The sequence below is a fragment of the Flavobacterium ginsenosidimutans genome, assembly GCF_003254625.1.
Lineage (GTDB): Bacteria > Bacteroidota > Bacteroidia > Flavobacteriales > Flavobacteriaceae > Flavobacterium > Flavobacterium ginsenosidimutans.
The window spans coordinates 137,267-152,635 of record NZ_QJRJ01000069.1; the positions used below are offsets into that span (position 1 = coordinate 137,267).

The following is a 15,369-nucleotide window of genomic DNA, read 5'->3' on the forward strand; positions in this document are numbered from 1 at the left end:
ATTAAAGGATTAAAATGATTTTACTCTGCTTTTTGTCAGGCTGAGCGAAGTCGAAGCCCAATTCCAATTGGAACGCCCTTCGACTTCGCTCAGGGTGACAATCTAATTCATAAATCCTTCAAATTCGTGGCTTCTATTTCTATGTTAGAACATTTTTTAAAAATTTACAGCTGTTGTTCATGACAAACAACAGCTGTAAAAATAGAGAGAATAGAACTGATAATTTATTACCAGAACTTAACATAAAGAGCCACGATAATCAGTAATGTAATTACGATTAAAACTGTTGTTTGTGGCTGTACTTTGAACATTCCAGGTTCTGTCTCGAATGCTTTAGGGTTTACTTTTGGACCAGCGAAACTTATAAGAATCATTGCAATCATTGTGAATAAGAATGATAATCCCATACAGATGTGGAAAGGAATTTCGAAAGCTCCTTTTCCGTTAGCGTAAGCTGTGTATAAAAGTGTGTCGTTTCCAAATAAAGCTGGAGCGTATTCGTTGAATAAAACAGATAATAAGAATCCTAAAATTACCCCAACGATTGCCGCTGTTCCAGTAGTTCTTTTCCAGAACATACCTAAGAAGAACATAGCGAAAACTCCAGGACTGATGAATCCAGTATATTTTTGGATGTATGTAAATCCTCCAACACCACCAATTCCTAAGATGTCATTCCATGTAAATAAAACAGCTAAAAGCATTGCAACAAAAACGGCAATACGCCCAATGTTTACTTGTTGTTTTTCACCAGCTTCTTTTTGAATGTATTTTTTATGAACATCTAATGTATAAATTGTAGAAATACTGTTTACTTTTCCAGCTAAAGACGCTACGATCGCAGCTGTTAAAGCCGCAACAGAAAGACCTTTTAATCCAGTTGGAAGGAATGTTAAAACAGCAGAATAAGCTCCATCTTTTCCTCCAACTAATTGAGGTAAATGTCCGTTTGTGTATAAAACGTAAGCAGCAATACCAGGAAGCATTACGATTAATGGCATTAATAATTTTAACATACCAGCAAACAAAATTCCTGTACGCGCTGTCTGTAAATCTGCTCCAAGAGCTCTTTGCGTAATGTATTGGTTACATCCCCAGTAGTTCAAGTTGATGATCCAGATACCAGCAGCATAAGATAATAATCCTGGGAAAGTTAAATATTTATCGATTTCTAACTGAGAAGAAGTTGCAGTTGGTTTTGGAATAATCATTTTGAAATGCTCAGGAGCTTCTCTCATCAAAACTTTGAAACCTGCAATTGCATTTTCGCCAACACCAAAATATTGACCAACAGTTGTCAAAGCTATATAAGATGTTACTAAACCTCCAATGATTAATACAGCAACCTGAATTACGTCTGTGTATGCCACAACTTTCATTCCTCCAAGAGAAATAAATAAAGCAAAAACAGCTAATCCGATCATGATCACGTGAAGGTATTCTCCTCCAGCAAGACCGTTAATTGCAACAGCTCCTAAATATAAAATAGAAGTTAAGTTTACAAAAACGTACAAAAACAACCAGAAAACCGCCATAATCAAAGCAGTAGATTCGTTGTAACGTGTTTTTAAGAATTGTGGCATAGTGTAAATCTTATTTTTAAGATATACAGGGATAAACCACACAGCAACAATAATAAGAGCAACGGCAGCAAGCCATTCGTAAGCAGCAACTGCGATTCCTAAGAAGAAACCTTCACCGCTCATTCCGATAAATTGTTCTGCAGAGATGTTAGAAGCAATAAGAGAAGCTCCAATTGCCCACCAAGTTAAATTTCCTTCAGCCAAAAAGTAAGCTTTAGCATCATGTTCGTCTTGTTTACGTTTGCGGTAAACGCTGTAACCGTAGACAGAGACTACAATAAAATAAATAATAAAAACCGCATAGTCTGCGAAAGCGAGGTTTTGGTTCATTGTTAGTAGTATTTTAAATAATTATTATAAGGTTGTTTGTTTATTTAGTTTTTTAATCAGTTTTTATGTTGTCAAATCTTGTTAAAAATGCAAGATGTGTTTTATTTCTGTTATTTTTTTGCGAAAATAAAAGAGAGAGCCAAATGTAAAATAAAAATTTATAAATCAACCATCATGAAATGTATTTTTTACATTTATCAACAGGATATTATGTTAAATTTTCACTTTTAGGTTCTGCAACATAAGCAAATACTATGCTTTTACAAGACTTTTATAGTGTACATCTGAAAGCTGTCTTAAAATTTCGGCACTTTTTTCAGGAGTAATATCGCGTTGTGACTCACCTAACATTTCATATCCAACCATAAACTTTTTTACTGTTGCTGATCTCAACAATGGCGGATAAAAATGCATATGGAAATGCCATTCAGGGTGAATTAAACCATCTGTTGGTGATTGGTGAATTCCTGATGAATATGGAAATGAAGTATTAAATAAATTGTCATACTTCGTAGTTAGCTGTTTTAAGATTTTCGCGAAAGCGGTACTTTCGTCAGCAGTAAAATTGGTGATTTTATTTACGGCTCTTTTGCTCACAATCATTGTTTCATAAGGCCAGATTGCCCAAAATGGGACAAGTGCCACAAAATGGTCATTCTCGATTACGATACGTTCACCAACTTTTAGCTCAGCTTGAACATAATCTTCTAATAATGTTTTTTGATTTTTATCAAAATATGATTTTAAGCTGTTTTGTGTTTTTTCAACCTGAGTTGGTAACGAAGATTGCGCCCAGATTTGTCCGTGTGGATGCGGGTTACTGCATCCCATAACGCTTCCTTTGTTTTCAAAAATCTGAACGTGATTAATGTATTTTATATTACCTAAATCAGTGTATTCTTTCTGCCAAGTTTTGATGATGTTTTCAATATCAGCAATTTCCATTTCTGGTAAAGTCAGATCGTGTCTTGGCGAAAAGCAAACCACTCTTGAAATTCCTTGCTCTGGTTTTGCTTTAAAAAAAGTATGTTTGATATCGTCTTCAAAAATAATTTCATCCTGCTTCATTGCAGCAAAATCATTTTCAAAAACAAAACTGCTTTCATATTGCGGGTTATTCATTCCGTTTGCACGAACATTTCCTGGACATAAATAACAAGTTGGGTCGTATTTAGGAAGTTCTTCTGTTGAAATAGTTTCATTTTGCCCCTGCCAAGGACGTTTTGCACGATGAGGTGAAACTAAAACCCATTCATTAATTAGAGGATTGAAGCGTCTGTGCGGATCTTCGTTAATGTCAAAATTTTTCATTGTAGTGTGTTGTGGTTTTAAAGTAGCGTTGTTCCGTTCGAGATTTTTACATCATAGAATTTTAATTCAATTCCAAATGTATCTAAATAAAGCTTTGAAAACTTACGCTTAACCTCATTTTCATGTCCTTTTTTAACTAAATTGATAGTACAGCCTCCAAAACCGCCTCCCATTAGTCTTGAACCAATGATCGCTTCATCTTCTTTTGCCGTATCAACAAGCATATCTAATTCTTCACAGCTTACTTCATATTCTTGCGATAAACCATAATGAGTTTCAAAAAGTAATTCGCCTAAAAGTTCAATATTTCCTTTATCTAAAGCTTCACAGGCTTTGATAACGCGATTGATTTCCTTTACCACAAAATGAACTCTAGCGAAAACTTTCTCAGTCATTTTATCTTTCAGACTTAGAACTTGCTCTTCTGTAGCATCTCTAAAACTTTTTATTTCAGGGAAATGACTTTTTATGATTGATAAACCTTCTTCACATTCGATTCTTCTCGTATTATATTCTGATGTAAAAAGGGAATGTTTTACATTAGAATCAAATAAAATCAGAGAATAATCTTTGAAGTCGGCATTGTGATATTCAAAATCTAAAGTGTTGCAGTCTAATTTGATCACTTTATTTTCAAGACCATGAACGCTAGAAAATTGATCCATAATTCCGCAGTTGATACCAACCCAGTGTTCTGCTTTTTGTCCTAATAATGAAATGTCAACTTTTTCAATTTTTAAATCGAAAAGAGATTTGATTCCGAAAATCATTCCGCATTCTAAAGCTGCAGACGAAGACAATCCAGAACCAACCGGAATATTACTGCTGAAAACGCAATTGAAACCTTCAAACGAAAATCCGTTATCTTGCAATTGTTTGATTACGCCACGAATATAATTGGTCCAAACTACATCGCTCAATTTTACTTCTTGAGTCAAATCGATTTCAAATTCTTCATTTAAATCGATGGCGATTATTTTAGAAGTTTTAGTGTTGTTTTTTTCAAAAGCAAAACAAATTACTTTGTCAATTGCAGCAGGCAAAACATAACCGTCATTGTAGTCAACATGCTCTCCGATAATGTTAATTCTACCTGGAGAAAGTACCGTTTTTTGAGGAGAAGAACCAAAAGATTTCTCAAAAAAAGCAACGGTGTTTTGTATTAAAATATCATTCATTATATAGTTAGTTGTATTGTGGTTTTTAAGATTTATTATTGTGAGTGATTTTATTTGCTGGATGAAACTATTTTATTTTATCTCATCAAATGTTTATTGTATTAATCTAAACTTTCAAATTTATAAAGTGTTTTTTGCGTGTATTCTTCGCTTTTTTTCAAAACGGCATTCGGAAAATGAGCGTGATTTGGAGCATCTGGGAAATTTTGTGTTTCAAAACAAATTCCGCTTTGTGCATTATAATCTACATTTTCTTTTCCTTTTAATTTTCCGAAACAATTTCCGCCTACATATATATGTACACTTGGCTGATCGGTGTAAACATTCATTCTCAGTTTATTTTTTAAGCTGATTAATTGTCCAACAATTTCAGTTTTAGAATTCACAACAAAAGAGTTGTCAATTGGAAACGGACAGTTTTTTGGAGTTCTAAAATCAAAATCATGATTATTTAAATCCGTGAAATTTCCAGTTGGAATATTGTCTGCATTTGTTTCCAGCATTTTAGCCGATTTGATAAACATCTGCTGTTCTAAAACATTTCCGTCGTGTCCATCAAGGTTAAAATAACTATGATGCGTCAAATTGATAATCGTATCTTCTGTTGAGGTAGCTTTATATTCTAATTTTAATTCATTTTCCTCAGTCAAAGTATACGTCAAATAAACAGTCATTTCGCCAGGGAAATTTTCGTCTAAATGCTCGCTCAAAAGACCAAAAGTAATAGAAGGATTTTCGCCAGAAATTGCATTAACAACGCTCCAAGCTTTTCTTCCAAATCCCATATCTCCTCCGTGAAGCGTATTGCCATTATTGTTTCCGCCAAGCTGAAATTTTTTGTCGTTAAGACTAAAAGTTGCATTATGGATACGTCCAGCGTAACGACCAACAGTAGTTCCAAAATAAGGAGCACTTGGCAAATTATAAGATTCTAAATAAGCTTCCAGATTATCAAAGCCCAAAACAACATCTACAAGTTTTCCATTTAAAGGAATTTGGATTGAAGTTACAGTTGCACCATAATTGATGATCTGAACTTTCATTCCATTTTTATTAACTAAATCAAAAGAGAAAATTTCTTCCTTATTAGGCATTAGACCAAACAATTTGCAATTGTGAGTCTCTTTTAAATGCGATATGTGTTTTATTTCCATATAATTTTTACCAATAATGAAATCCAAAAATAGAAACATTTATTACTTTTGCATACCAGTACCTACCAGTTTTTAATTATTATAGTCAAAATGACTTTTATTATGAGCATTATTTCAATTCAAAATAATATTGGTCTGCCAAAATATAAGCAGATTATTCTTTCAATAGAAAAAGCGATTGAAGAAGGAAATTTGATCAAAGGTGATCGTCTTCCGTCGGTAAATAAAGTTTGTCTAGCCTTTTCTTTATCTCGAGATACGGTCTTATTAGCCTATGACGAACTCAAGAAAAGAGGAATTATTTATGCTATTCCGGGCAAAGGATATTATGTTAAAAGCGTTGAAATCACTATAACTCAGAAGATTTTTCTACTTTTTGACGAATTAAATATTTTCAAAGAAGACATTTATAATTCGTTTTTAAGAAACATAGGAAAAAATGTTCAGGTCGATATTTTCTTTCATCATTTTAATGTTCAGGTTTTCAAAAAACTGATAAATGACAGCAACGGAAATTATACAAAATACATTATCATGCCGACGAACTTAAACGATGTCGTAGATTCTATAAAAACCCTACCAGTAGGTGATGTAATTATTTTGGATCAAACCAATCCGGAGTTAAAAATGTTTCCCGCAATTTATCAAAATCACCAAAAAGATATTTTTGAAGGATTGATGAAAGGAAAAAAAAGATTGTCAAAATACAAGAAACTGATTTTGATTTTTGCTGGTTTTAGAGAGCCGCTAGGAATGAAAACGGGTTTTGAATCTTTTTGCGAAGAATATGGTTTTGGTTATGAAATTATTTCAGATTTCAGCAACCAATCTATCGCGATTGGTGATTTGTATATTATTCCTCATGATCGTGATTTGCTTTTGGTGATTGAAAATGCCTTAAATAGAAATTTAAAACTAGGAGAAGATTTTGGAATTATATCCTATAATGAAACGCCGTTGAAAAAAATTGCGGCAAATGGAATTACAACCATTTCAACCAATTTTGAATTGATGGGGAAAATTTTGGCAGATATGGTTTTGAAAGGAACAAAAGAGCAGATCGAAAATAGATCTGCTCTGATAGTTAGGAATTCTTTATGATTAGTTGTCAATTACAAATTGAGCACAAAATCATTTAGTAATTTTTCTTCGTATTTCTCTTTATTAAAGGTATATAAGTAAGAACCTTTTCGAGAAGATTGCATGTCTTTTTCGTCTAGTTTATTCAAAATACCTAAAGAATTAATTTTGCTGATGAAATTTCTTTTGTCTAATTCTTTGCTCAAAATCGCTTCATACAATTCTAAAAGCTGACGCATGGTGAATTTCTCTGGAAGCAATTCAAAACCAATTGGTTTGACAGAAGTTTTGTATCGAAGTCTCTTAATTGCATTTTGCACCATTTCGTTATGGTCAAAAATTAAGTGTGGAGCATCATTAATAGGAAACCATTCTGCGTGATAATTTTGAATTAATTCTGCATTATGGTTTTCGATATTGATCAATGCAAAATAAGAAACCGAAATGGTTCTTTCTACGGGGTCACGATCGATTTCGCTGTAAGCATACAGCTGTTCCATATAAATATCATTCAGACCGGTATAAGTGTTTAAGATTCTTGTAGCAGCACTATCTAAAACTTCATCTCGTTTAAGAAATCCTCCAATCAAAGACCATTTTCCTTTTTCTGGTTCAAAATCTCTTTGGATTAAAAGTATTTTCAGACCCTCATTGTCGAATCCAAAAATGATGCAGTCAACCGCCAGTAAAACTTTATCAGCAGAGCTATAACTATTTAACATATGTAATTAATTTGGATGGTAAATATATAAACTTCCTAAAACGTTTCATAATTTATTAATGTAGATTTCACACTTACATAAATAACTGCTCAAAAATAGAGTTAAAAAAATGACTTTTTACATAAAAATAACATTCATTTCTGTTTTTTAAGAATTTTTTAATACAAAAACAGGGTAGATCAGGATAGTTTTTTGAAAAAAGATCGAATGATTATATAAAAATTCACAAAATTAAACAATCTTTTACCTACAAAAATATAATTTTTTAGAATTCAAATCATTAAAAAACAGATTATTTATGCTTTTTTTTCTTCTCATCATTTTTTGATTAAAACAGCGCTTTTTTGTAAAAAGTGTATTTTTTACACAATTAAATCATATAAAACCCCTTCTTTTTTGCAAAAAACATTGAATTTTAAATGTTAATTCAACACTTAATTTATGATATGTGTTTTTTTTCAGACTTTTTTTTGTGATATTAATTTGTTTTCATGCTTTTTTTTTATTTAAATTTACAAATGTAAGATTAACACTTATTAATTCAACCACTAACCAATCTTAATTAAACCACTATGATTACAAAGCAACAATTAATTTTGTATTGCAATTTTGTATTGCCAAAAACAAATTGGATTTTAGCAGTAATGATGCTGCTATTTTCTGTTAATCAAATGTCTGCTCAGGGCAAAACGATTAGCGGAGTTGTTACATCGGCACAAGACAATCTGCCTTTGCCGGGTGTAAACATTATTATAAAGGGAACCAAAACAGTTGCTACAACTGGTTTTGATGGAGAGTATTCGATTAAAGCATCTCCAAATGATGTTTTAGTTTTTTCATTTATAGGATTTCAAAACAAAGAAGTTACCGTAGGAAGCCAATCTAAAATAGATGTAGCTTTAGGAGAAGACACAAACAAACTTAATGAGGTAGTTGTTATTGGTTACGGAACTCAAAAAAAATCTGACTTAACAGGTTCTGTAAGTGTCGTTAATTTAGAATCGGCTAAAAAAGTAGTTACCTACGATGCAGCAAAAATGCTTCAAGGACAAGTTCCAGGTGTTACTGTGCAGTCTTCGGGAGAACCGGGAGGTTTTGTTAATGTGAAGATTAGAGGTATAACTTCTTTTACCAATAATAATCCACTATTTATTATTGACGGAATTATGGTCGATGCTCCATACGACTTTGCTCCAGGAGAAATAGAATCTATGCAGGTTTTAAAAGACGCTTCGTCTGCCGCAATTTATGGTGTGCGTGGTGCGAATGGAGTAGTAATTATTACGACTAAAAAAGGTAAGGCCGGTAAAATGGATATTAAATTCAAGTCTATCGTAGGTTTACAAAATGTCGCTAAAAAATGGGATGTTACAGATCGTGTTGGTTATCAAAAAATCACTAGCGAGGCAGAAAGAAATAGAGATATTAGAGCGGGTGTTGCTGTAAATATTGCTCCAGGTAATGATCCTAATAGTCCATACTATATTTCAAATGTAAATACAGATTGGCAGAAAGAATCTTTCCAGACTGGTGTTGTGCAAAATCAGGCTTTGACTTTTACTGGTGGCGCAGAAAGTATTGCGTATAGTTTTAATGTTGATTATTTTAAAAATACAAGCTACATCAAAACGCCTCAGGACTATGAGAGATTGTCAACGAACTTAAATTTAAATGGAAAAAAAGGGAAATTTAAATATGGTGCAAAAATAGCTTATACACAATCTGATAAAGAAATCTTTAATGAGTATAATGCAGGTCAAACGGTTGTAAGTGACATTTTAGGAGCTATTCCAACGATGCCTGTTTATGATGCAAATAGACTTGGAGGTTATGGAGGTACAGACAACTTGACTCAAAAAGCGATTTCAATGAACCCAATTGGATACAACAATTTGATTGATAATAATGGAAAAAGAAACCGTTTTATTGGAGATGTTTGGGGAGAAATAGAAATCGTAAAAGGTCTTAAATACAAATTGGACGTAAGTTATGATAGAACGGATTGGGAAAACAGAAAGTTTATTCCGCCAAGTGATTTAGGATGGTATTATATTACTACTAATGACGAAGCATCTTTGGATGTTGAAACTGGAAATGAGTTAAGAACGTTTTTGAATAACTTATTAACTTACGAAATTACACTTGGAAAACATAAAATTGATGCGCTTGCAGGTTTGATTCAGGAAAAAAGAGATTATCATAGATATAATATGAGAGGTGTAGGTTATACTCCAGACGAAATTCCAATGCTTCAATATGCTGATTCTAGAAACGCATCAGAATATAAATTTACTATTACAGGAGTATCTTACATCAGTAGATTAAACTATTCTTATGATGACAGATATTTGCTTCAAGGAAATTTCAGACAAGATAAAACGTCTCTTTTCAGTGAAATTAATAACTCAGCAAATTTTTACTCTTTTTCAGGAGGATGGAGAATCAGCAACGAAAAGTTCATTCATTTACCAGAATGGGTAAGTAATATTAAACTTCGTGGTGGTTATGGTACAATTGGTAACAATACAATTCCTCAGTATTTCTTTGCTTCAACAGTAAATAGTTTTGCGGGGTACGATTTTAATAATGAGTTAGCTCCAGGAACAACTGTAGTAGCAGCGCTAGATCCAAATGTACACTGGGAAAAATCTACTAACTCAAATGTTGGTATCGAATTAGGTTTCTTAAATAATGATTTACAATTTACAGCAGAATACTTTATAAAGAAATCAGACGATTTATTGTTAGGAGTTCCAATTCCATATTCTACAGGAGCATTTCCTGCAAATATTACAACAAATGCAGGAGCAATGAAAAACACAGGGGTAGAGTTTACAGCTGCCTATAGTAATCATCATCATAAATTTAAATATGATATTTCTGCAAACTTTGGAACGCTGAAAAATGAAGTTACTAAAATTGGTGTAAACGGAAATCCAATTTATGGAGTATATTCTAAAACAGAAGTAGGAAGATCTGTTGGTGAATTATTTGCTTGGGAAGCGATTGGAATTTTCCAAAATGCAGCTGAAGTTGCTTCTTCTCCAACACAAACAAATGCGGCTCCAGGAGATGTGAAATTTAGAGATGTAAATGGTGACGGAGCTATAACAGATGCAGATAGAACTTTTCAAGGTGTAACAATTCCTAAATATGGTTTTGGATTAAATTTCAGTGCTTCTTATCAAAATTTTGATTTCTCAATGTTCTGGCAAGGTGCCGGTGGTAACAAAGTATTCAACGCTATGTACCGCAATTTAATGATCGGACAATATACAAACCACCATACAGACGAATTAAATTATTGGACACCGACAAATACAGATACAAATGTTCCTGCTCCAGTTATTGGAGATCCAAATGGAAATGCTAGAGAATCAAGCAGATTTATTGAAAGTGGAGATTATGTTAAGCTGCAAACAATGGAAATTGGTTACAACATTCCAATAAAAGATAAATTTATTGAAAAAGCTAAGGTTTACCTAAATGGTCAAAACCTGTTGATTATTTCGAAATACAAAGGATACGATCCTGATTTTAACAGCGACGGATTACTTTCAAGAGGATATGATGCAGGATCTTTTCCAAATCCAAGAACAATTTCTTTAGGAGTAGAAGTGAGCTTCTAACCAGGTCTAACCATTAAAACGTATTAAAATGAAATCTAAAATTTTTAGCTATATAACCGTTTTTCTTTCACTAGCCTTGGTAACAACAAGCTGTGTTGATAACGAAGATTTGACTCAATTAGACCCAAATAATGATGCAGTCGATAATTTTTGGAAAACCGATGAAGATGCACTGCAAGGTGTGAATGCTGCATACGGAAGTTTGTTAACAGATGGTACTTACATGAGAAGTACGCCATTATTGTTAGATGTAAAAGCTGATGATTCTCGTACAAACAGCCCTTGGGGTTCTATGTATAACGTTGGACATTTCAATTCAAATGTTGCAGACGCAGCTATTTATGGATGGGCTTACGAAACATATTACCAAGGTATTTATCGTGCCAATCAAGTATTGACAAATGTACCTGGAATTGAGTTTGAAGACCAAGCCTTAAAAAACAGAATTATAGGTCAGGCTTATTTTTTAAGAGGATTGTACTTTTTTCATGCAGTAAATATGTTTAAAAACGTACCGCTTCCAACAGAATTAGCAGTTTACTATCCGCAGAAAACACAAGAAGAAGGCTGGGCACAAGTTATTGCAGATTTTAAAGCTGCTGCTGAATTACTTCCAAACACTTACGATGGTATTTCAGGATTAGACGCAGGTCAGAAAGGACGCGCTACGAAAGGAGCTGCATTAGGCTACTTAGGAAAAGCTTATTTATTTACAAAAGATTTTTCTAATGCAAGAACTACTTTCAAACAAGTAATAGATTTAGGAGTTTATTCTCTTGTATCAAATTACCGCGATAACTTCACAACAGCAAACGAAAACAATTCAGAATCTTTATTTGAAGTACAATTTAGCCGTGATGCTGGAGGAGTTGATTTAGGTTGGGGAGGCGCGCCTGCTTCAGGATGGGGAAAAACATCTGCAAGAGCGATTACTTATGCACCGCGTGCTTTCGGATGGACAGATGTTCAGCCAACTTGGGCATTATTTAATGAATTTCAAGAAGAGAAAACAAAAACAGGAGATTTAGATCCGCGTTTAGATGCTACAATTTTCTATAATAAACCAGGCGGAATGCAATTGTATGGAAAAGATTTCGCAACATTCTATGCATCAAGCCCTGCTGATTTAAATGATTTATTCTGTAGAAAATATCAAAACTCTGACGGACAATTTGCAGACGAATATGACTGGCGTTCAGGAATCAATGAGCGTTTATTAAGATATGCAGATATCTTATTAATGTACGCTGAATGTTTGAATGAAACTGGCGATACTCAAGGAGCTTACACTTATATTCAAATGGTAAGAAACAGAGTAAATCTTCCAGATTTGGCAACTACAAAACCAGGAATGAGCCAAGCACAAATGAGAGAACAGATTGGTCACGAAAGATTCTTAGAATTCCCTCTTGAAGGACATCGTTTTGATGATATCCGTCGTTGGGGATGGCTTCAAGATTCAGCTAAATTAGCTTGGTTAAAATCAAGAGATGCTGAGTTTAATTCTTATACACCTGGTCGTGAATATTTCCCAATTCCGCAGTTGGAAATGGATAATAATCCAGGAACAATCCAAAACGACAGTTATTAAGTTTACAGTCTCTGTTTTCAGTCGCAGTCTCACTGTATACTGTTACTGAAAACGGAGACTAAAAATATTTTGAGTTAGTTTTAAATACCTGATATCATGTGAAGGCTTAAAATCTTCACATGATATTATGCCTTAGAATTTGGAATACAAGAGAAGTAATTTTTAACAGTAACTAAAATTATAGAACAATGAAAGCAATTACAAGTTTGGTTTTATTAGCGATATTATTATGGAGTTGTCAAAATGAAGATATTGTCCCAACAAAAGAAGCAGCAGCAGCTGTTAATGCTCAAGATTCACAGGTTACCAATTTAACTGCTAAAACAGTAAGCGGAAATGTGCCATCACACGATCCAAGTACAATTGTAAAAAGCGGTGTTAATTATTATGTTTTTACTACAGGAGATAATATTCCGATGACTTATTCAACAAATTTAACTAGCTGGACATGGGGAACATCAGTGTTTTCATCAACCCCGAGCTGGATTACAGGATATGTTCCAGGATTCGTTAAAACGTTCTGGGCGCCAGATGTTGCTTGGTTTAACAATAGATGGAATATGTATTATTCGTGCTCTACTTTTGGTTCAGCCACTTCTGCAATCGGATTGGTTACGACACCAGCTATTTCGCAAAGTGCAGGAACAACTTGGACAGATAGAGGCGTTGTCGTTTCTTCCTCTTCAGCATCAGATGTTAATGCTATCGATCCATCAATTTTGGTTGATGGAAGTAATGTCTATATGGCTTATGGCTCTTGGCATGCTGGTATTGGAGTTATCCAAATTAATCCTTCAACAGGAAAAACAACTGGAAGCAGAACTATTGTTGCAGGCGGAAACAGCGCATCATGGGAAGCTCCTTGTTTGATCAAAGAAGGAAGTTATTATTACATGTTTGTAAACCGAGGTACTTGCTGCAATGGCGTAAACAGTACCTATTATATTGTAGTAGGACGTTCTACAAGTCCGTTTGGTCCTTTTGTGGATAAAAATGGAGTTGCATTAACCAATGGCGGAGGTACAACTGTTTTGGCTACACAAGGAAATTACATTGGTCCAGGACATTTATCTAGAATTACAGGAACGCAAAAAGGATCTGTTCATTATTATGACGGAGCCGACAGCGGAAATCCAAAACTCGAAATTGTATATTTTACATGGTCATCAGGATGGCCAACACTTTCTTATTAAAAAATTAAAATTCAGAGGAAAGTTTTCGGACTTTCCTCTTCAATAAAAACCACTATGAAAAAAGCACTTTTAATTACATTTCTTATTTCGCTTTGTAGTCAGCTGAATTTTGCGCAGACTACAATTACCATTAAAAATACTGCAGATGCGCCAACAATTGATAAAAACATTTACGGTCATTTCGCAGAACATTTAGGCCGTTGCATTTACGGAGGATTTTTTGTGGGAGACACTTCGAAAATTCCAAATACAAACGGAGTAAGAAATGATATTATTAAGGCTTTAAAAGATTTAAAAATTCCAAACTTAAGATGGCCAGGAGGCTGTTTTGCTGATACCTATCACTGGAAAGACGGAATTGGACCAAAAGAGCAAAGACCAACTATTGTAAACAAATGGTGGGGCGGAGTTACTGAAGACAACAGTTTTGGAACACACGATTTCTTGAATATGTGTGAACTTTTGGGAGCAGAACCGTATTTATCTGGAAACGTAGGAAGCGGAACGGTTCAGGAATTAGCTGACTGGGTTCAGTACACGAACTTCAGCGGTAAAAGTCCGATGAGCGATTTACGCACAAAAAATGGAAGAAAAGAGCCTTGGAAAGTAAAATACTGGGGAATTGGAAATGAAGCTTGGGGATGCGGAGGAAACATGACTGCAGAATATTACGCAGGCGAATATCGTAAATATGCGACTTTCATGTCAGACTGGGAAAATACTGGAGGAATCACAAGAATTGCTTCTGGATCAAACAGTGCAGATTACAATTGGACAGAAGTTTTAATGAAAGGCATTCCGCTAAATATGTTAGGCGGAGTTGGAGTTCACCATTATGCTGTAATTGACTGGGGTAAAAAAGGAGATGATAGAAATTTTACTGAAGAAGGTTATTTCAAAACGATGCAGTCAGCGCTAAAAATGGAAGAATTGGTTACCAAACATTCTGCTATTATGGACAAGTACGATCCTGAGAAAAAAGTAGCCATGATTGTTGACGAATGGGGAGGCTGGTATGAAGTTGAAAAAGGAACAAATCCAGGATTTTTATATCAGCAAAATACAATGCGTGACGCGGTTTTAGCTGGAGCAACTCTTAACATTTTCAACAACCATTCAGATCGTGTTCGTATGGCAAACTTAGCGCAATGCGTTAACGTTTTGCAAGCCGTAATTCTAACTGATAAAGCTAAAATGATTGTAACGCCAACATACCATGTAATGAAAATGTACAGCGTGCACCAAGACGCAAAATTATTGCCAGTAAGTTTCGAATCGCCATCATACACTTTTAATGGAGAAAAACTTCCTGCAGTTTCTGCATCGGCATCAAAAGACAAAAACGGAGCTATTCACATTTCATTAGTTAATGTAGACGCAAAAAATAAGAACAAAATCGAAATTGATGTAAAAGATTTAGGTGTGAAAAACTTCACAGGAACGGTTATAACATCGGCTAAATTACAAGATTACAATTCATTCGAAAATCCAGACAAAATTGCACCAGCAGTTTTTAAAGGTTTCGAAAACAAAAAAGGGAAACTTGAAATCACTATTCCTCCTTTCTCAGTAGTTGTTTTAGAAGGAAAATAAAATAG

General features: G+C 34.0%; 10 protein-coding genes. 5 read left to right on the top strand and 5 right to left on the bottom strand.

Going from position 1 to position 15,369, the window contains the following annotated elements; translation table 11 throughout:
• Positions 1-227: 227 nt before the first annotated feature.
• From DM444_RS04675 to DM444_RS04690, 4 genes are all read right to left on the bottom strand, one after another.
• Positions 228-1,913, bottom strand: coding sequence for a sodium/sugar symporter (locus DM444_RS04675; RefSeq protein WP_111284479.1), 1,686 nt, complete (start codon positions 1,911-1,913; stop codon positions 228-230).
• A 252-nt stretch (positions 1,914-2,165) separates the two neighbouring features.
• Positions 2,166-3,224 (bottom strand): UDP-glucose--hexose-1-phosphate uridylyltransferase, encoded by a 1,059-nt coding sequence (locus tag DM444_RS04680; RefSeq protein WP_111284480.1) that lies wholly within the window; start codon positions 3,222-3,224, stop codon positions 2,166-2,168.
• 17 nt (positions 3,225-3,241) lie between these two features.
• Entirely contained in the window at positions 3,242-4,402 is a 1,161-nt protein-coding gene (galK, locus tag DM444_RS04685) for a galactokinase (RefSeq protein ID WP_111284482.1), read from the bottom strand.
• 101 nt (positions 4,403-4,503) lie between these two features.
• Positions 4,504-5,556: an aldose epimerase family protein gene (locus DM444_RS04690; RefSeq protein WP_111284484.1), complete on the bottom strand. Its 1,053-nt coding sequence runs from the start codon at positions 5,554-5,556 to the stop codon at positions 4,504-4,506.
• 102 nt (positions 5,557-5,658) lie between these two features.
• On the opposite strand from DM444_RS04690, the gene DM444_RS04695 reads away from it, so the two are divergent.
• Entirely contained in the window at positions 5,659-6,657 is a 999-nt protein-coding gene (locus tag DM444_RS04695) for a GntR family transcriptional regulator (RefSeq protein WP_111284526.1), read from the top strand.
• Between the two features lie 11 nt (positions 6,658-6,668).
• On the opposite strand, the gene DM444_RS04700 is transcribed toward DM444_RS04695, so the two are convergent.
• A complete protein-coding gene (locus tag DM444_RS04700; protein WP_111284486.1) occupies positions 6,669-7,358 on the bottom strand; it encodes an NUDIX hydrolase in 690 nt (229 codons plus the stop codon).
• 572 nt (positions 7,359-7,930) lie between these two features.
• Here DM444_RS04700 and DM444_RS04705 point away from each other — a divergent pair.
• The 4 genes from DM444_RS04705 to DM444_RS04720 all read left to right on the top strand — a co-directional run bounded on the left by DM444_RS04705 (position 7,931) and on the right by DM444_RS04720 (position 15,364).
• Positions 7,931-10,987, top strand: coding sequence for a SusC/RagA family TonB-linked outer membrane protein (locus DM444_RS04705; protein WP_111284488.1), 3,057 nt, complete (start codon positions 7,931-7,933; stop codon positions 10,985-10,987).
• Positions 10,988-11,015: 28 nt separating this feature from the next.
• On the top strand, positions 11,016-12,578 hold the full coding sequence (locus DM444_RS04710) for a RagB/SusD family nutrient uptake outer membrane protein (protein ID WP_111284490.1): 1,563 nt from the start codon (positions 11,016-11,018) through the stop codon (positions 12,576-12,578).
• Between the two features lie 188 nt (positions 12,579-12,766).
• Positions 12,767-13,771, top strand: a complete 1,005-nt coding sequence (locus DM444_RS04715; protein WP_111284492.1) for an arabinan endo-1,5-alpha-L-arabinosidase — start codon at positions 12,767-12,769, stop codon at positions 13,769-13,771.
• A gap of 54 nt (positions 13,772-13,825) precedes the next feature.
• The gene (locus DM444_RS04720; RefSeq protein WP_111284494.1) at positions 13,826-15,364 is read left to right on the top strand and encodes an alpha-N-arabinofuranosidase; all 1,539 of its coding nucleotides are present in this window, start codon (positions 13,826-13,828) and stop codon (positions 15,362-15,364) included.
• Positions 15,365-15,369 lie beyond the last annotated feature (5 nt).